The sequence below is a fragment of the Niallia yueguangensis genome (assembly GCF_052663115.1).
Window position 1 is genome coordinate 55,316 of the sequence record NZ_JBQTCX010000022.1, and the last position, 19,093, is coordinate 74,408.

Here is a 19,093-nt window from a genome sequence, read left to right on the forward strand (position 1 = left end):
TAGGCGGCGCGAGCGGAGAAAACCCTTTATTCATTCGAATAAAAAACAAAATATTGCGTACAGAACCGTGTTTATTTCCATTTAAATCACGTAGCTCCGAACCCTTTTCCATACAAACAGAAAGAGGAAGTCCATTTCGGAATCTCCCCTGAATTATTTTACAAGTTCGATTCTTTTACGGATTCCTCTTTTGATCTATAATGAACATTACTTAATAAGGCCTAGGATACTTATCAAGCAACGGTACACTTATTTAAGTATAGTGTTTCCTTGTGCCGTTAAACTATTTGTGTCAAGTCTTGTCAGCAAAAGAAACTAACGTACATAAACACATTATAAAAAAGAAAAAGAACCTTCTCAGATTTCTTTTTCTTACAATCAAAGCAGCTTAATAAATCAATTCGTTAGGAGGAAAAGAATTTCTATTTTTTTATTTCTGCAATAGTTTATGGTATTGCAAAATAAAAGGTGCCTTCATTTTTAAAAAATTTATACGTAATCGCTCCATTTTTATCTGTTCTCCAAATGGTAATCTTTTTTTCCTGCAACCGTTCTAACACTTCCTTATGTGGATGGCCGTAACGGTTAATTTTCCCTACAGAAATGATGGCAGCCTTTGGATGTATCGTGTTCAAAAATAAAGATGACGTAGACGTTTTGCTTCCGTGATGTCCCACTTTTAAAATATCTGTTGTTAACATTGGGTACTTTTGCAATAATTTTTTCTCTCCTTCTTCTTCTAAGTCACCAGTAAATAGCCAATCCAGTCCTCCAATCCTGCCCTTAATAACGATACAACCATCATTTTTATTTTCCGTTTCTTTATCAATAGGTGATAAAATAGAAAACGAATCGTTGCCGTTTTTCCATAATTGTCCAGACTTCACATAGGTGACCGCTATTCTTTTTTTCCTAGCTAGCGCGGTAATTTCTTTCTCTTCCTTACTTAGTTCCGCCCAAGTAAAAGGCAAGACTATTTCTTTTACATGTATCGATTTTAATACGGCAAGACTTCCCCCAATATGGTCTAAATCACCGTGGGTAAGAATTAACTTGTCAATGGAGCTAATCCCTTTGCTTTTTAAAAAAGGGACAACAACATCTTTTCCTACTTCATACGGATTGTTTTTTATTTGCCAATCTTCTTTGTCCCATTCAATCGTACCTCCTGTATCAATTAAATATACTCCTTTATGAAATGGCTCTTTAATCAGAATACTGTCCCCTTGCCCTATATCTATAAAGGTTACTTCTCCATATGGGTTATAGAAATTTCCTATATAATGAATCAGCAATAGCATAAAAGGAAGAATATATAAGCGTTGTCGACGTATAGGTTTTTTTTCGTACAAAAAGAAAAAAAGAGGAAGGATCATAATCATCAGCATGAGGATAAAAGGAGGCGGCTTTCCGAAAATAATCGTACTAAAAGGAAGTCTAGACAGTGCCATTACTATTTGATCCGAAATTTTTATTAATAGATCAATTGGCATTAATAAGACGGGTACGATGGCCGGAAGAAGAAAGGAAATAACAAAAACGGCAAGAAAATAAGGTAGCACAATAATAGAGTAAAAAGGAATAAAAATCATATTCGCCAATAGAGATAATGTGGGCAATTCGTAAAAATAATATAATATAATCGGCAATACGGAAAATTCTGAAATAAACGTAGTAAAAATCATGGTTTTTAACGGATGGGAGGATGCTTGTAAAAGCATCGAAGAAGATAAAAGCAAAAAAACACATACTGTAAAAGTTAATAAAAAGCCGACATTAAACAGTACTTTCGGTTCGTAAAAAAGATACAATAGGAACACGACGCTGATTATATCAACTGCAGATAGTGAAGAAAGCATTCTCCATTTTCTTTTGACTAGAATCAGCATTGACATCAAAACGGCACGGATAACGCTCGGACTTAATCCAGTAAGAACAGCATAAACAGGCAATATACATAATAAAATAGTGATAGCATTTTCTTTAGTTACGCCAAAACGAATAAGCAGAAAATATGATAAGCCAACAATGACAATAATATGAGAGCCTGATATCGCAAGCAAGTGAATAATTCCTAATTTTTGATAGGCAGTCTGTACGTCATGTTCTATCCATTGTCTATCACCGAAAATAAGCGCAATTGCCAATGCTTTCGTTTCATTCGAAAAATGCTGCTCAATCCATTCACTTCCTGTTTGTCTTATTGTTTTTAATTTTGTAATGACATTAGATTGTTTTTCTGAACAATTTTGAATTGGGAACTGACCTGCTTCCAACTGCCAATAAATGGATTTACCTCTTAAATACTGTTCATAATCAAAACCATTTTCATTTGTTGCAATGGCAGGTTTTTCTAAAACACCTGTTATATTACATGTTTTCCCTATCATTTTTTGGTCTTGAAAAAATAATTTTTCCTCTTCTGTTTTAAGTTTATAAGATACTGCCAGCTTTTCATTACTTGTTGTTTCTTTTCCAATTGCACTCCATTTATCACCATCGATAACTGGTGACTCCGTAAATATAATAGAAAAACTAGTGCTAATTGGGGAAAGAATGGTATGAGAATGCAAGTTGTCCCATTCAGCTCTTATAAAAAAGATACTAAACAGACAACTGGTTCCAATCAATGTGTAAATAGGGAGCTGCCGCCAAGTTTTTAACCAAACTACATACAGAATAAACAGCAAAAAGAATATAACATAATGAATATGCACACTTATTACTGCCATTAAGGCTGCTATGCCATAATACAGCACTCTATTTTTAAAAAAATAAATAAGCTGGTTCATTTTCAAAAAAACCTCCTCTGTAGAAAAAGCTACAAGAGCACAAATAATTGGTTTTTGAAACAGGAATGGAAGAAAGGAGAAGGGGGGAACATGCTAATTTCTTCTTTTTCCAAGCACTCAGAGGTTTTCGTTCGGTTTTCCGAGGCTTACCACACGCTTTCCGCGGGGCGAGCGCCGAGCCTCCTCGTCGCTATTGCACCTGCACAAGTCTCGCCTGTCTCGCTTTTCTAAGCAGGAGTCTACGTGTATTCAGGCTGCTCAATGCTTCAGCCATGTTTATTATTTTATTCAAAAACAACAAACTTTTAGAAAACAGTCCAAAAGAAATTAGCATGTTGACAAATGCCTTATTAATAAATTGAATTTATCATTGCCTCCTGAGGATGATAAGCAAGGAAGCTTATACAAAAGTTTTTTTAGTCGGTTCTATTAAAAACAATTCCTCTGCTTTTTTTTCGATATTTTCTATCTCTTTATTATCTGCTGTTGCTTTTAACTTATCGATTATAGATTGTACAAATTGTTTCTTTTCTGTCTGTTTTGCATCGAATACTATTTCTTTATTTATTACTTGTTGCATGACAATCCCAGCTTGGTTAAATAATTCAATCGCATAAGGATGATTTTTATAGTCATTGGCGTAATAAACTGTTTTTATGCCTGCTTGAATAATTGCTTTACAGCATTGTAAACATGGAAAATGCGTGACATAGATGTCTGCTCCTTCCGTTGCTACACCAAATTTTGCACATTGTAATAATGCATTCATTTCTGCATGGACAGTTCGTACACAATGATTATCAATGACATAACAGCCTTCATCTATACAATGAATCCCTCCTGCGATACTTCCATTATATCCGCCGGCAATAATGCGTTTGTCTCTTACAATTGTGGCACCAACAGCTAGCCTTGTACATGTGCTTCGCAGTGCAAGCAGTTCACTTTGTGCCATAAAATACTCATCCCAAGAAATTCTGTTCATTGTTTTACCCATTCCTTTCGCTTCGCTCAAGGCACAAAACGTTATGAAATAATCTTGTCTTGAGCGTTATTTGTATTAAAATCTATAGTCATAGGGATAACAATTAACTACAAATCACGTGGAGGTGAGTGGGCTGCTCCAGTTATGGAGTGACCGCATTGTTATATGTGTAGATTGCCTTTCCAAGCACAAATAAGTGTGACTTTTAGCACGCAGACTTATCTTTGTATAAACATTACTCGTTTATTGCTGGGCAATCAGTCAATGTTGTCTATCCCTATCATTCCACGAAAGGAGTTTTCCCCTATGGCTTTAAAAATTGTTTATCCCATCTGCTGCGGTATTGATGTCCACAAAACTTTTGTTGTTGCCTGTATTGCTTCCACCAACGGCAAAGGGGTCACTACTTACAAACGCCATCGCTTTTCTACCTATACGAAAGGATTGAAAGAGCTGTCACAATGGCTTTGTGAAAACAACTGCAAGGATGTCTGTATGGAATCTACCGGGAAATACTGGATTCCCGTGTTTAATGTATTGGAAGATTCCTGCAACATCACTCTTGCACATCCTAAATACGTTAAGGCTATCCGTGGCAAAAAGACGGATAAAAAAGATGCCAAATGGATTGCCGATTTATTTAAACATGACCTTGTTGCTGGAAGCTTTATGCCACCACTTGCTATAAGACAGCTTCGTGACCTGATGCGTTATCGTTTTAAACTAACTAACTTTATGTCAAGTAAGAAGAACCGTCTTCAAAACAGTTTAACCGTGTCTAACATTCAGCTTGGAAATGTGGTTTCGGATACCTTTGGCAAAAGCTCTATGAACATCATTGAAAAGCTCCTTAAAAATCCTTTAGAAACCTCTATTGACCTAAAACCTTTAATCCATGGCTCTATGAAAAATAAACTTCCTGAACTAGAACTCGCCATTGACGGATTTATCACACCGGAACAGGCTGAAAAATTAAAGGTGATAAAACAACACTATGAAGATCTTCAATCCCGTAAAGCGGACCTTGAAAATATAATACTTTCTCTTGCCGCGTCCTACTCAGAAGAAATCAACTTAATCTTAACTGTTCCGTCCTTTAAGAACATTTTTTCCGCCATTGCCGTGGTTTCAGAAATAGGTGTTAATATGGACGTGTTTCCGACAGCTAAGCATTTATGTTCCTGGGCAGGACTTACACCTACTAATAATGAGAGTGCCGGCAAGAAAAAGTCAGTAAGGATTTCAAGAGCAGGCTGTTATATAAAACCTCTTTTGGTACAGTGTGCTACCGCTGTAGTCAAAAGTGAAAAGCATCCCGAAATCCGAAACCGCTATTTAAGACTTAAAAAACGACGTGGTCACAAACGAGCAATCATTGCCATTGCACGAATGCTTTTAACAGCTATATACAACATCCTCAAAAAGCAAGAACCATATAATGCTGAATTATATAAAAAATCGGATGTTCTTCCAGTAAACCGTGAAATCACGGTAGAACAAGCGATTTTATTAGCAAAAAATCAAGGGTTCCATGTGATGGTTGCAACTTAATTTTCCATTACCATAATTTACCTCGAAGTCATGGATTAATGGCTTATTTTGCTATGCTCTTTTCTTTAGTGACTGCCTCAAGTATTTATTTCAGACTTCACCTCTATATATTCTTCAAAAAAATAAAACTAGGGAACATCCACAAACTGTACTTCTAATATTTACATCAAAAAAAAGTTCTATAGCCATTATAACTTGTTACGCTTTTTTAAGGTAGTACACTTTTAATTTGGCTGTTTTCGTATAGAATGTTGCTTTTAAACTCGCAGCCTGAATACACTTCGCTTTCCATGGGCGAGCGTCGAGCCTCCTCGTCGCATACGCTCCTGTGGGGTCTCGTCTTTCTCGAATTCCCACAGGAGTCTACGTGTATTCAGTCTGCTGAGGACTCTTTTCACATTTTTTACATAAAAAACAACAAACTTTGAGAAAACAGCCTTTAATTTTTATCTAGGTAAAATCCAGAAGATTCTTTTCCATATAATTAACTACTTTTTCTTATTTTACCGTTACTAGTTCAGCTAATTTTTCATATGTTTTTTCGCCGATGCCGGTGATTTTTTTTAAATCTTCTTTCGTTGAAAAACCCCCGTTAGCATCTCTGAATTCAATGATGACTGCAGCTTTTGCTGGACCGATTCCAGGCAATGTCTCTAAATCTGCTGCTGTTGCACTGTTTAATTCGACTAAATCATTTTGTGTACCATTTGGAGCAGCAACCTCTTTGCTGGCAGAAGAGGCAGGGATGTTTGCTTCCCCCTTAACAGGAACATATATGACCATTTCATCTGTTACTTTTAATGCGAAGTTAATGCTCGTTTCATCGCCTGTTTCTTTTATACCACCTGCTTTTTTGATGACATCCACTACTCTTTCTCCTTGATTTGCTTCATATACTCCAGGATGATTTACTGCTCCTTTTACATCTACTACCATCGTTTGATCCTTCTCATTTTCTTTTACTGATGAAACAGGTGCAGCAGCTTGCAACGGTTCTTCCCCTCCCTCGCTTTGGACTGTTATTTGTCCTTCTTGATGACTAGCGCTCACAAAAGGGAAAAGCAAATACACAATAAGGGCCGCAGCGATTCCCCCACATATGATAACTGTTTTATTCTGTTTTATCCAATTCATGACAATAATTCTTCCTTTCTTGGTATATTTTTTTTAATCATTTCATATCGTTATATGAGAAACCGCTCATTATAGGGGGGGAGAAAGATGAAAATCGGAATGATTGGAACTGGGAATATGGGGAGAATACTCATTGAAGCAATGCTCGATAGTAATGCAATATCCCAAAAATCAATGCTTATTCATAATCGTACGAAAAGCAAAGCATTAATAATAAAAGATGCCTATGCCAACATTGTTGTTTATGATGATTGTATAGAGGTTGTAAAGGAGGCAAACCTTGTTTTTTTGTGTATTAAACCACATGATACTTTTAACGTATCAAAAGAAATTGCACCATATGTTACAAGTGACATGTGCATTGTAACCATTACAAGTCCAATTGATCCAGAGCAGCTGGAGCTTTTTTTTGACTGCTCTGTCGCTAGAATCATACCTAGTATTACAAACAGAGCGCTCGCTGGTGTGTCTTTATTTTCTTTTGGGAATCAATGCACCGATGAATGGAAAGAAACATTAACAACCTTATTTACATCCTTTTCGACACCAATAATAATTGAAAATAATATTACAAGAGTCTCATCTGATATCGTGAGCTGCGGACCAGCTTTTTTCAGCTACTTAACACAACGGTTTATAGATGGTGCAGTGGAAGAAACAGAAATCGATAGCGTTACTGCCACAAAATTAGCAAGTGAAATGTTAATTGGTTTAGGAGAGTTATTAAAAAAAGGATACTATACTTTGCCTACATTACAAGAGAAAGTTTGTGTAAAAGGTGGGATAACAGGGGAAGGAATCAATATTTTGGAACAACAGCTTGGAAACACATTTAATCAATTATTTCAGGCGACACATCATAAATTTGAAGAGGATTTAGAAAAAGTAAAACAATCAATAACCATTCAAAAAGAGGAATAATCCTTACTTTTAATAGTTTCGAGAGGACGATATAAAACTCCTTCTTTATTTCGAAAAATTCTCCAAAAAAAAGATGACCGGATCATTTCCGTGCCATCTTTTTCGTCAGTCTGCTTTTTTGCAGAAAAAGAAAATTCTTTCTGCTTCCGCATTGATTTCCCCTTCTTGGAAATCAGCTGCTACTTTTATTACAGTAAAACCAGACTTCGCTAACCAGGTTTTATATTGATCAACAGAAAAGGTTCGTTGAAAATGAAGCTCATCATAACGATTGTACTTCCCGTCGTGACCCAATGCAAAAAACGTTAATTCATGCTCCACACTGTTTGGATATTCCCCATCATAACATTGCCAAATTAAACTTAAATCTTCATCGTTTAGCGCATATGTTTGATTAATAAAAAGGGAGTTCATCTTGTACAACGAATGAACATCAAAAATAAATAATCCATTTTCATCTAAATGTTGATAGACACTTGCAAAAGTAGCCAACACCGCTTCTTCTGATTCTAAATAATTTAAAGAATCACAGAAAATGCCGATGATGTCAAAAAGGGGCAGACCTTCCAATGACGACATATCTTGTTCTAAATAAAAAATAGTTTGTCCACTATCGACTGTTTTCCCTTGAGCGACACTTAACATATCTTCGGATAGGTCTACACCAGTAACTTGAAAACCAGCTTCTGCAAGCCTAATCGATAATTCACCTGTGCCACATGCAAGATCCAAAAGATGATTCCCAGTTAAGCCAAAGTCTTGCTTCGCTTGTAAAATCAGCTCCAACCATTTGTCATATGGTACATCGCTCATTAACTTATCATAAAGATAAGCAAACTTTCCGTAGGTCATTGACTAATCACGCTTTGAATATTTTCTGTCGGTGCATCTCCCCATAAACGTTCCAAATTATAGTACATTCTTTCATCACGATGGAAGATATGAGCAACAATATCACCTAAATCAACTAGTACCCATTTAGCTTCATGATAGCCTTCCAAACGTTTAATATTCACACCAATTTCTGCACATTTTTCTTTAATTTCACTTGCAATTGCCTGCACTTGCTTATCTGAATTTCCATGACAAATAATAAAATAATCAGATACAAGTGAAATTCCTTTCATGTTTAGAGCAATAATATTTTCCGCTCTTTTATCATCCGCTGCTTTCACAGCAGTTAACAGCAATTTACGATCTTCCATTCCATCAATCCTCCATTTTCATTACGATGCTATTATACATTTGAAAAGTTAATGGAAAAACCGGACGATTATTCGTTATCAAAAAATTCATCGTGTTTTTCACAGATTGTATAAATCCTTCGTTAAAATTGACAGCTGTCAATTCTCTTACTTCTTCTACACCAGGAAAGTTTCTTCCCGGTTCTATATAATCAGCTAAATAAACGATTTTCTCCAGCAGGCTTATTCCTGGTCTGCCTGAAGTATGATATTTTATCGCATCGAGCACTTCTTGATCTTGTATGCCTGCTTCTTGTTGCACAAGATATGCTCCCACAGGTGCATGCCATAATTCAGAATGAAAATTCAGCAATTGCGGGTCCATCTTTTGAGTGATTATGATTGTTTTCATTTCCTCTTTAGGTCGGAATTTCGCATAATCATGAAAGATTGCAGCAAGTTCCGCTTTCTTCACATTCTCGCCATATTTTTCAGCAAGCTCAATCGCTGTTTCCATCACACCAACCGTATGCAAATACCGTTTTTCCGTTAATTGCTCCTTCACAATCGCAAGTGCTTGTTCACGTTTCATAAAGGCTATTCTCCTTTATATAACTTTTCACTTCATCTTTTACTAAATACTGAATGGTTTCTCCCTTTTTCAAACGCTCTCGAATTAAGTTAGAAGAAATATTAATAGCTGGCACATCGACATATCGAACTGGATACTTTGTTTCATGATTATAATTCGGCCGATTTACGCTAATAAATTCAACCATTTGTATTAATTCTTCTATTTTATACCATTTCGGTAAATATTCTACCATATCAGCACCAATAATAAAATGAAACGCTGCATTTGGGTATGCTTCTTTTAAAATTTTCATCGTTTCATACGTAAAAGACTTTCCTTTACGGTTAAGTTCAATCGGCTGCACTTGAAATTTCGAATGTCCTTTAATGGCTAATTGCAACATTTGCAAGCGGTTCTCATTCGAAACAGTTCCTGTTTTTATTTTATGCGGAGGTTCTTGATTTGGCATAAACCAGATCTCATCTAATTGTTCATGATGAAGCACTTCATTTGCAATGATGAGATGCCCAATATGAGGAGGATCAAAAGTCCCCCCCAATATTCCTATCTTTTTTTTCAACGAAATCCCCTCTTCTAGTAATTAAGATGGCAAGTTAATCGTTTTATTTTCTTTTGATTCTTTATATAAAACAATAGTAGATCCAATAAGCTGCACTAATTCACTTTTTGTCCCTTCCGCAAGCTCAGCTGCCACTGTTTGTTTATCCTCATCACAATTTTGCAGAATACTCACCTTTAATAGCTCTCTTACTTCTAAGGCTTCTCCAATTTGTGTAATCATATTTTCATTTACTCCACCTTTACCAACTTGAAAAATTGGATTTAAATGATGTGCTTTTGCACGTAAAAATCGTTTTTGTTTCCCTTTAAGCATTTAATTTCCTCCTAATTGTGCTAACACATTTCTTTTCATACGTTCTGTATCCGGAAAAACGCCTGTCCATTTTTCAAAAGCTAATGCTCCTTGAAACACAAACATTTCTAGGCCATTTTGCGTTTTAGCTCCCTTGCTTTGCGCCACTTGCATTATTTTCGTTGTTAATGGATTATATATTATATCACTAACAAAAGCTTTATTGTTTATATTTGATATATCTAATGGCACTTCCATAACATTTGGAGACATTCCGATAGACGTTGTTTGAATAATTAAATCATAATCCCCACAATTTGCTGCTGCAGTATCCATATCTACTATTTCTGTTGCAACTGAATACGGACAGGCCTCTTTTAAATTTATTGCCTTATCTAACGTACGATTGACGATATCGATTCTTGCTACCCCATGATGAGCTAGTGTAAAATAAATCCCTCTTGCTGCACCACCAGCACCAATCATTAATATCTTCTTATCATGAAGAGTGGTTAATTTAGATAATAATCCTCTTAAATAGCCAGCTCCATCTGTATTGTAGCCTATCCATTTTCCATCTTCATTTACAACAGTATTAACCGCGCCAATTGCTTCACTTAATGGATCAAGATCATCTAAAAAAGGAATGATATCCGTTTTATGTGGCACCGTTACATTAAATCCTGAAACATTCATTTCCGATAATTGCTGTAGACCTTCTTTCAACATTCCTTTTTTGATATGAACTCGTTCATATACTGCATCCATACCGTAGAATTGAAACAAATCATTATGCATAACAGGTGACATAGAATGTTGTATAGGATCTCCAATAACCACATATTTCTTCATTTGTAACTCTCCCTATTTTTTCTATTTATAATGTGTTCCATCCTTTTAAATTAAGGCTGTTTTCTCAAAGTTTGTTGTTTCATAAAACATTTGGAATAGCGGTTTCTTAGCAGCCTGCATACACGTAGACTCCTGTGGGAATGCGAGAAAGAAGAGACCCCACAGGAGCGTATGCGACGAGGAGGCTCGACGCTCGCTAAACGGACGAAGTGTATTCAGGCAGCGCGTTTAAAAGCAACTATCTATTCGAAAACAGCCTATATTAAAGATTTTCTAACGATAGCATGAACACCTTTTGGAACATAAACAGATACTTGAATATTTGCCTCATTGACAGTAATCCACCCTAATCCTGAAAAGACAATGTCTGTTTTCGCTTCTTTTATCGTAAAGTCATGCTTTACTAACTGCGGAAATTCATCTAACTGATCTCTGCGAGGAGGTGTCAGCATTTCTCCAACATGTTTTTCGTACAATTCATCCGCATTTTCTTTTTTTGTACGGTGAATATTTATTTCATTGGAAAAATAGCAAACAAATGCCTGGCGTTCCCCTTTTACAAAATCAAATCGCGCCAACCCGCCGAAAAATAATGTTTGACCATCATGAAGCTGATATATTTTGGCTTTAATTTCTTTTTTCGGTGTAATATATTTTAAGTCTTTTTTATCTACGTAATGCGCCATCTGGTGGTGATTAATAATTCCTGGCGTGTCGACTAATGCTTTTCCATCCGCTAACGGAATTTCGATAATATCCAATGTTGTTCCAGGAAAATGCGACGTTGTGATAATATTCTCTTCTCCTGATACTTCTTTTAATATCCTATTAATAAAGGTTGATTTCCCCACATTTGTACATCCTACAACGTAGACATCTTTTCCTTGACGATAATGTTCAATCGCTTCCACTACTTCTTGGATTTGTTGACCTTTTTCTGCACTAACTAAAAACACATCTTCAGGTTTTAGCCCAAGATCTTTCGCTTCTTTCTTCATCCAATTAATGACTTTTTGTTTTTTTACTGATTTCGGTAAAAGATCAACTTTATTGCCGACAAGCAATAATTTGTTTTTTCCTATAAAGCGATGAAGCCCTGGCAGCCAACTCCCATTAAAATCAAAAATATCAACTATTTTTACAATTAAACTATCTCTTTGTCCAATTTCATTTAATATTTTTAAAAAGTCGCTGTCTGTTAATGACACGTCCTGTACTTCATTATAATGTTTCAAACGAAAGCATCGTTGACAAATAATTACTTCTTTTTCTAACGCAGAAGGTGGAGTATATCCTAACTCATTACGATTTGCTGTTTGTATTTCTACTCCACAGCCGATACAATGTATTTTTTCTGTCACTTATTGATCCTCCCATGTTAATTTCCCTTTTTTACGAAACCAATTTAATAGTATTCTTTCAATTTTACGATTTATTTTTGTTATAAATCCGTCTGTTTGGGCGACCGGAACAACTAGAATCGTATGAAATCCATTTCGATTTCCGCCAAGTACATCCGTTAATAATTGATCCCCTATCACCACTGCATCTTCTTTTCGAACGCCCATTTGCAGCAGCGCTTTGCGAAACGCATGCCCCATCGGTTTTCTTGCTGAAAATATATAAGGAATATTTAAAGGATCAGAAAATGCTTTTACTCTTCCTTCATTATTATTCGAAACAATCGTTACTTTTATATTATTTCTTTTCATTTCTTCAAACCATTCGATAATTTTAGGAGTAGCAAGCGGACGATCCCATTCTACTAACGTATTATCAAGGTCAGTTATAATCCCTTTAACACCTTTTTCTTTTAAAAGATCAGGAGTAATGTCAAAAATGCTATTTACATGCTGATCAGGTAAAAAATGATTTAACAATATATTACACCTCTTTATGCTTCATGCTTTTATTTAAGACTATCCATTACTAGTATTGCTCTTATCTATATTTAGTTGAAAAGCAAAGTTATATTATACCTTTTCTTCTCCTTAAAAAGTAGATATGATTCTTTTTTTTCCTATTATCCAAATATTTTTCGACAAAATACGCATATTTCCCCATTTGTGGATAACATTATACACATATTACACACTTATTTCTAAGTAATTTATTCACTTCTTAACAATTTAATCACAGGTTATCCACTTACAACTGTGGATATCAGAACAGTTGTTCTTATTGTTTATTTTTGTTAAAATAAGGGTATAAAAAAGGACAAGCTTTTCTTTTTACATTACTTAATGAATGGAGGTGATCTGACATGCGTAAACTGTCAGATGACTTGTTAATAGAGTCTTATCATAAAGCAAGAGAACTAAATCTTAGCCCAGAATTTATACGTCTCATTGAAACAGAAATTCACCGACGTTCATTAAGTAATAAAATTAAAGCTTCTTCCTAACAAGAAAAGCACAGGCGCCTTGGTCAGCTCTGAAGAAAGATAACCTCTTTACTTTGAGGCAAGAGGTTATCTTTCACAAGGGATAGGTGCTGAAGCTAGACACTCGTCTAGCTTCAAAAATTTATCATTTTTTCATTTAAAAAGCCCATTAATGGGCTTTTCTATCTAAGATCCACCTATTCCATTTTACAAAAGCATTCTCGCCTTTAAGCCTAACTATATTAATTATTTTAAAAATCGTTGATTATTAACAAATCTCCTCATTTTCCTCGCAATTCAACGTCAAATCGCCAATTACTTCACCTATTTTAACTGGATATGGAGTAGAAAGAAAGTCTTTGCTTGTAAATGCTCCTTTTTCAAATAATAAAATAACCGTTGATCCAAACGAAAAGTAAGCCATTTCTTCCCCTTTTTTTAACTGCTCCCCTTGATGGGACAAGACAATGGAGTTAATAAACATGGCACCAACTTTTACAATTGCAGCAAATTGATTATCTGCTATTTTGACTTCTGTAATCGTGCGATAGTTTTTAGCAAGAGTACTTTTTCCATATTTTAATCCCCATTTATTAACAGGATAAGATTTCCCTCCTAACGTCCACTGTTTAACAATCTCTCCTTCCACTGGACTATGTATACGATGATAATGACTTGGGCTTAAATAAAAGATCATATATGTTCCACCAGTATACTTCTGAACAGCTTGTTCACTTCCTAACATTTCGGAGATAGAATATATTTTCCCTTTTACATGAATGGTATGATCACTATAAATGGTTCCGAGGTCTTCAATAATTGCATCAACCGGGCTGGTCACTTCTTTGTTGTCAGCTTTGCTATTTCGTACCCCTGTTTTTAACTTCCTTATAAAAAATTCATGCAAATTTTTATACTCATCTATATTTTTTTCCATTTCTTTTAGATTTATTTTGTAGATCTTTGCAAAAGAAGGAATGATAAGAGAACTAATTTTAGAATGAGCAAACTTCTTAATAATATAAGAACTCCATTTTCCATTAGTTAATTCTATTAAAAAGCGATAAAAAAATAGTTTCAATAGATAAATCCTCCAATAATTTGTAAATTTTTCTTTACGAATAATCATATCGTACATTAAAATTATATATTATTATATAAAAAATAGTTGTATGAAAGGATTTTCATACTAGGAGTGAATTTGAATGTTTTTACCAGACGTTTTCGACCAAACCGTTAAAAAGTTGAAAACACAAATAGCTAATTGCCTCACATTAACCAATTTATGCTTAGGTGGGTTTTCAATTATTTTCAGCCTTCAAGGTCATATTCAATTAAGCTTGTTATTAATCTTCCTTGCTGCCCTTGCTGACAGACTAGATGGTATGGCAGCAAGAAAATTTAATATTGAATCAGAATTAGGCAAACAATTAGACTCTATGGGTGATATTATTTCCTTTGGAATTGCACCTGCACTATTAATATATCAAGGTATATTATATGAATTAGGAGCACCTGGTTCCTTTTTTACCGTTTTGTATATTTGCTGCGGAGCTTTTCGTCTAGCAAGGTTTAATATTACAGAAAACAATGGCTATTTTACAGGTCTGCCAATTACCGCTGCAGGTTGCATTATCACATTTTTAAGCTTAGGAAGAAGCTTTATTCCGCCACAATTTTATTTATTTTTCCTATTAATCTTGTCAATTTTAATGATCGGTAATTTTAAATGGAGAAAAATTTAAGCTGGAGAAGGAATTTTAGTTCCTTCTTTTTTTGGTATGATGCCTGACAACACAGACAACAAAAACCCCCTTTCACTTTTGAAACATGATGTGAATGAAGGTTTTTTGTTCTAAATTTTTGCTGCCTACTTCGTTAATGCTAAAAACTCGTTAACATCGTCGATACATAGCTGAACAGCACTTTCCCAAAATGCTTCTTCTGTTAAATCCACATCAAGATGCTTTTTCGCCAGCTCTTCCACCGTCATACTTGCTGTATCTTTTAATAATGCAATATATTTCTTTTCATAACCGGCTCCTTCTTGTAATGCTTTTGCATAAATCCCAAGAGAAAATAAATAGCCAAACGTATATGGGAAATTGTAAAAAGGAACGCTGGTACTATAAAAATGCAGCTTTGATGCCCAAAAAGATGGATGATATTCAGCTAATGCTTCACCATAAGCGACCTTTTGTGCTTCTAACATTAACTCATCTAATCGCTCCTTGCTTACTATTCCTTTTTTACGTTCTTCATAAAACATTGTTTCAAATAGAAAACGTGCATGTATATTCATTAACAATACGATGGAACGTTGGATTTTATCTTCCAATAAGCTTAGTCTTTCTTCTTCATTTGCTGCGTTTTTAACTGCTGCATCCGATACAATCATTTCTGCAAAAGTAGAGGCTGTTTCTGCGACATTCATCGCATAATTTCGATTTAATGTATGCATATTCTTCATTGCATATGTATGAAAACCATGTCCGAGCTCATGTGCCAAAGTGGATACATTGGATGTCGTTCCGGAATAAGTCATAAAAATACGGGATTGACCGCTTTCTGGAAAATAAGTATGAAAGCCTCCCGGTCGTTTTCCTTGTCGATCTTCTGCTTCAATCCATTTCTCTTCAAACGCCTTTTTTGCAAAAGAAGTCATTTCTTCCCCAAATTGCGAAAAATACTTTAAGATAAAAGCAGCGCCTTCTTGATAGGACATCTTGGATTCTACTTTACTAAGTGGTGCATCTAAATCGTACCAGCTCAATTTATCGACACCAAGCAGTTTTGCTTTTCGCTCTAAAAATTGCACAAATGATTTTTTGTGTTTAGAAATGACATGCCACATAGTTTGCAGCGTTTTTTCCTGCATACGGCTATCGGTTAACGGTTCCTTTAAAACATTCTTCCATCCTCTTTTTTCATACACATTTAGACGAAATCCTGCCAAATGATTTAACGTTTTAGCCAATAGCGCTCCTTTATCATCCCATGCTTTTTCCCATTCAGAAAATACATCTTTACGAACTTTACGATCAGGATAGGAAAATTTATTTGCAGCTTGACCCACTGATAAAACTTTTGTTGTGTTCGCTTCATGAAACGGAATTTGCATGCTGCCTACAATAGTATCGTACATTTGTCCCCAACCGTGGTAACCATCGATGCTTAACTTATTTATAAGTTTTTCTTCTTCTTCTGAAAGCTTTTCTTTTGCCCCTGTTCTTCTTTCTGTTAAAATAAATGCCAGCTCTGACACCCCTTCTCCTTCAAGAAGAATACGCCATTGCTCTTCGTTATAAGAAGCTAGTTTCCCATCAAATGTTGTTAAAACATTTTGAAATGCAGCACTTAATTCCGTAACCTGACCTCTTAATGCATCTGCCTCTTTATCTTCCATATTTTGCGCTTGTAAACAGCTGACAAATGCCCCAGCTTGTCTAATTTTTTTCACGACACCTTCAAACAAATCAATTATTTCTTTTACTAGTGCTTGATCCTGTTTTCCATCTTTAGGATGATAATTTTGTACTTTATCAGCAAAGTATTTAATGCTTTCCTTTGTTTTTTGAAGATGTTCTTTAAAAGCAGGAGAACTGCTTCCACCTTCGAAAAATACATCTAAATCCCAGACTGTTGAATAGGCTGTTGTTGACAACATTATCTCCCCCTCATTTTTCATTACTATTACATTATAATTTTATTAGGGAAGAAATTCTATTAATTCCATCTTAATGAAAACCCACTTTTTATTTTATTAATATATTTTTTTCATTTCTTTATTTTACATTTGATCAAAACTAAGAACGTACTGACAAAGAAACTTGAAAGCAATACTACTTGGATATAATAATTAGGAAGTGCTTCTACTAAAAAAGATCAAGAGAAGCAACGAATCGAAAATAGGGAAGCCTACCGTAAAAAAAACGAGGAACACAAACGATGTTCAGCGTTTGTGTAACCAACTAGGGAGATAGAAAATTATTACTGAATGGGGATCCACTTAATCTAAAGAACCTTGCTGATTCTTAACAAAATTGGTTCCCGATAAACCAAAAGCTTCCAAATATAATAATAATAACAAATAAAATGATAAGCAAAGCAAACCATGCACCACCGGCTAAACCATAACATGCCCCATATCCAGCTGGAGCCGGGTAAGGGTAACCTCCTGGTCCTATTGGTCCGCTTGGAAAAGCTTGATAAGGATTACAATATGCCACTGTTTACACTCCTCCTCTCTTTACTAAACTATTCATTTTTCCTGCACATTGTTTAGGCTAATTTACTAGTAGATTTATTTTTCGTTGCGACATTACATTCATTCACTTGATCCCATTTTCCACTATATATAAACACTTCTATCATTTTAATGAACCGTGTTTCTCATTTGATCAGGAACTTTTTAAAATGGCAATACTATAGCGCATACTCTATTCAGACAAGCATAAGATGTATAGAAGGAGGAGTGAATGATGAAAAAAGGACTTGCAGGTTTTATTGTCTTGCTATTGTTGGCTTTTACAGCATATGTAGAGACACCGACAGCAAGTATTAATAAAAATTATGTTTATTTTTACGGAGATACAGGTGAATCAACAGAAGTAAATGCAGAGGAAAAAACATTAGGAGCTCCTGAACTAGAATACAAATTGGATTCTACAGTTAAAGAGAACGGCTACATAATAGAAACGCACAGAGAATATGAAATATACAAAGACCGCAATGGAGAATTAGTGAAAACAGTAGCAACTCCAAATACACAAACTTTACAATATAAGATCAATGAATAAGTACCAGTAGAATCATATGCTTCCTTTTTAAAAAAAGGGGTACTTTTTATTTTTTGAGTACCCTTTTTTTACGGAATATATTAATAAAGTTATTTTTATATAATTTTATTCAATACTTAATTATTTCTTCTTTTTTCTTTTTCAGCCCGATAAAATTCATGGAACATTTTCATCAGTGCTCGTTTTTCAATTCTCGAAACATAGCTTCTAGAAATACCCAGCTCTTTGGCAATTTCTCTTTGTGTTTTTTCTTTCTTCAAATCCAAGCCGAATCGACCAACAATTACTTCTTTTTCCCTGTCATCTAACACATCAATATATTCCTTTACTTTTTCTAATTCCATATTGAGTTGTATCGTATTAACAACATCCTCCGACTCAGATTTTAATACATCAATTAAACTAATTTCATTGCCCTCTTTATCTTGGCCAATTGGATCATGAAGGGACACGTCTTTTTTTGTTTTCTTTAAAGCTCTTAAATGCATTAGTATTTCATTTTCTATACAGCGAGCAGCATAGGTGGCAAGCTTCGTTCCTTTTCCTTCAGAAAAACTTTCGATCCCTTTGATGAGACCAATTGTTCCAATGGAAATAAGATCTTCTGAATCTTCACCTGTATTTTCGAATTTTTTTACAATGTGTGCAACTAAGCGTAAATTATGTTCGATTAACATATTACGTGCATGTGAATCGCCTTCAGCCATCAACCGTAAATATTTTTTTTCATCTGCTGCGGATAATGGCTGTGGGAACGCATTATTTTTAACGTAGGAGACAAGAAACACTAATTCTTTTAGAAAAACTCCGAGCGAATATAAAATTCCAGACATTGTTCCACCTCCACATTCAAGGACTTTTGCCTATACTTTATTACTATGTGAAGAAGGGGGATGTTTTGCCTGTCCTGTTGATAATAATCTTTAGAAAATATTTGTTGTTTATATTTGGATGGGAATAAAAAACTTTCTTATGTAACTGGAGCCAAGTTTGATCGTCTCCACTAATCTCAAAATCTACAAAAATTTTATTTATGTAAAATGA

20 protein-coding genes are annotated in these 19,093 nt (G+C 34.9%); 5 read left to right on the forward strand and 15 right to left on the reverse strand.

Annotated features, from left to right (window positions below):
* Positions 1-446: 446 nt before the first annotated feature.
* On the reverse strand, positions 447-2,792 hold the full coding sequence (locus ACTYA4_RS17550) for a DNA internalization-related competence protein ComEC/Rec2 (RefSeq protein ID WP_443482920.1): 2,346 nt from the start codon (positions 2,790-2,792) through the stop codon (positions 447-449).
* 400 nt (positions 2,793-3,192) lie between these two features.
* Positions 3,193-3,777 carry a ComE operon protein 2 gene (locus ACTYA4_RS17555; RefSeq protein WP_443482966.1) on the reverse strand — a complete coding sequence of 195 codons (585 nt, stop codon included), beginning with the start codon at positions 3,775-3,777 and terminating at the stop codon, positions 3,193-3,195.
* Between the two features lie 306 nt (positions 3,778-4,083).
* Here ACTYA4_RS17555 and ACTYA4_RS17560 point away from each other — a divergent pair, with 306 nt between their 5' ends.
* Positions 4,084-5,328 (forward strand): IS110 family RNA-guided transposase, encoded by a 1,245-nt coding sequence (locus ACTYA4_RS17560; protein ID WP_443482919.1) that lies wholly within the window; start codon positions 4,084-4,086, stop codon positions 5,326-5,328.
* Between the two features lie 498 nt (positions 5,329-5,826).
* Here ACTYA4_RS17560 and ACTYA4_RS17565 read toward each other — a convergent pair whose 3' ends face one another.
* Entirely contained in the window at positions 5,827-6,462 is a 636-nt protein-coding gene (locus ACTYA4_RS17565) for a helix-hairpin-helix domain-containing protein (protein WP_443482918.1), read from the reverse strand.
* 87 nt (positions 6,463-6,549) lie between these two features.
* On the opposite strand from ACTYA4_RS17565, the gene comER reads away from it, so the two are divergent.
* Positions 6,550-7,383 carry a late competence protein ComER gene (comER, locus tag ACTYA4_RS17570; protein ID WP_443482917.1) on the forward strand — a complete coding sequence of 278 codons (834 nt, stop codon included), beginning with the start codon at positions 6,550-6,552 and terminating at the stop codon, positions 7,381-7,383.
* Positions 7,384-7,488: 105 nt separating this feature from the next.
* Here comER and ACTYA4_RS17575 read toward each other — a convergent pair whose 3' ends face one another.
* The 8 genes from ACTYA4_RS17575 to ACTYA4_RS17610 form a co-directional block, all read right to left on the reverse strand.
* Entirely contained in the window at positions 7,489-8,235 is a 747-nt protein-coding gene (locus tag ACTYA4_RS17575) for a class I SAM-dependent DNA methyltransferase (protein ID WP_443482916.1), read from the reverse strand.
* A complete protein-coding gene (gene rsfS / locus ACTYA4_RS17580; RefSeq protein ID WP_443482915.1) occupies positions 8,232-8,588 on the reverse strand; it encodes a ribosome silencing factor in 357 nt (118 codons plus the stop codon). Before rsfS ends, ACTYA4_RS17575 begins: the two co-directional genes overlap by 4 nt.
* 4 nt (positions 8,589-8,592) lie before the next feature.
* Positions 8,593-9,159 (reverse strand): bis(5'-nucleosyl)-tetraphosphatase (symmetrical) YqeK, encoded by a 567-nt coding sequence (yqeK, locus tag ACTYA4_RS17585; RefSeq protein ID WP_443482914.1) that lies wholly within the window; start codon positions 9,157-9,159, stop codon positions 8,593-8,595.
* Positions 9,149-9,721, reverse strand: a complete 573-nt coding sequence (locus ACTYA4_RS17590; RefSeq protein ID WP_443482913.1) for a nicotinate-nucleotide adenylyltransferase — start codon at positions 9,719-9,721, stop codon at positions 9,149-9,151. Before ACTYA4_RS17590 ends, yqeK begins: the two co-directional genes overlap by 11 nt.
* Before the next feature lie 21 nt (positions 9,722-9,742).
* The gene (gene yhbY, locus ACTYA4_RS17595) at positions 9,743-10,036 is read right to left on the reverse strand and encodes a ribosome assembly RNA-binding protein YhbY (RefSeq protein ID WP_443482912.1); all 294 of its coding nucleotides are present in this window, start codon (positions 10,034-10,036) and stop codon (positions 9,743-9,745) included.
* The gene (gene aroE / locus ACTYA4_RS17600) at positions 10,037-10,867 is read right to left on the reverse strand and encodes a shikimate dehydrogenase (protein ID WP_443482911.1); all 831 of its coding nucleotides are present in this window, start codon (positions 10,865-10,867) and stop codon (positions 10,037-10,039) included.
* A gap of 257 nt (positions 10,868-11,124) precedes the next feature.
* Entirely contained in the window at positions 11,125-12,228 is a 1,104-nt protein-coding gene (gene yqeH, locus ACTYA4_RS17605; RefSeq protein WP_443482910.1) for a ribosome biogenesis GTPase YqeH, read from the reverse strand.
* On the reverse strand, positions 12,229-12,747 hold the full coding sequence (locus ACTYA4_RS17610; protein ID WP_443482909.1) for a YqeG family HAD IIIA-type phosphatase: 519 nt from the start codon (positions 12,745-12,747) through the stop codon (positions 12,229-12,231).
* Between the two features lie 383 nt (positions 12,748-13,130).
* Between ACTYA4_RS17610 and ACTYA4_RS17615 the strand changes: the two genes are divergently transcribed.
* Positions 13,131-13,271, forward strand: a complete 141-nt coding sequence (locus ACTYA4_RS17615) for a sporulation histidine kinase inhibitor Sda (RefSeq protein ID WP_443482908.1) — start codon at positions 13,131-13,133, stop codon at positions 13,269-13,271.
* Between the two features lie 247 nt (positions 13,272-13,518).
* On the opposite strand, the gene ACTYA4_RS17620 is transcribed toward ACTYA4_RS17615, so the two are convergent.
* A complete protein-coding gene (locus ACTYA4_RS17620; RefSeq protein ID WP_443482907.1) occupies positions 13,519-14,331 on the reverse strand; it encodes a phosphatidylserine decarboxylase in 813 nt (270 codons plus the stop codon).
* A gap of 124 nt (positions 14,332-14,455) precedes the next feature.
* On the opposite strand from ACTYA4_RS17620, the gene pssA reads away from it, so the two are divergent.
* On the forward strand, positions 14,456-14,995 hold the full coding sequence (pssA, locus tag ACTYA4_RS17625; RefSeq protein WP_443482906.1) for a CDP-diacylglycerol--serine O-phosphatidyltransferase: 540 nt from the start codon (positions 14,456-14,458) through the stop codon (positions 14,993-14,995).
* Positions 14,996-15,120: 125 nt separating this feature from the next.
* On the opposite strand, the gene ACTYA4_RS17630 is transcribed toward pssA, so the two are convergent.
* Positions 15,121-16,917, reverse strand: a complete 1,797-nt coding sequence (locus ACTYA4_RS17630) for a M3 family oligoendopeptidase (protein WP_443482905.1) — start codon at positions 16,915-16,917, stop codon at positions 15,121-15,123.
* 367 nt (positions 16,918-17,284) lie between these two features.
* A complete protein-coding gene (locus ACTYA4_RS17635; protein WP_443482904.1) occupies positions 17,285-17,479 on the reverse strand; it encodes a hypothetical protein in 195 nt (64 codons plus the stop codon).
* A gap of 249 nt (positions 17,480-17,728) precedes the next feature.
* On the opposite strand from ACTYA4_RS17635, the gene ACTYA4_RS17640 reads away from it, so the two are divergent.
* Positions 17,729-18,049: a hypothetical protein gene (locus tag ACTYA4_RS17640; protein ID WP_443482903.1), complete on the forward strand. Its 321-nt coding sequence runs from the start codon at positions 17,729-17,731 to the stop codon at positions 18,047-18,049.
* A 116-nt stretch (positions 18,050-18,165) separates the two neighbouring features.
* Here ACTYA4_RS17640 and sigK read toward each other — a convergent pair whose 3' ends face one another.
* Positions 18,166-18,882 (reverse strand): RNA polymerase sporulation sigma factor SigK, encoded by a 717-nt coding sequence (gene sigK / locus ACTYA4_RS17645; protein WP_443482902.1) that lies wholly within the window; start codon positions 18,880-18,882, stop codon positions 18,166-18,168.
* Positions 18,883-19,093: the final 211 nt, after the last annotated feature.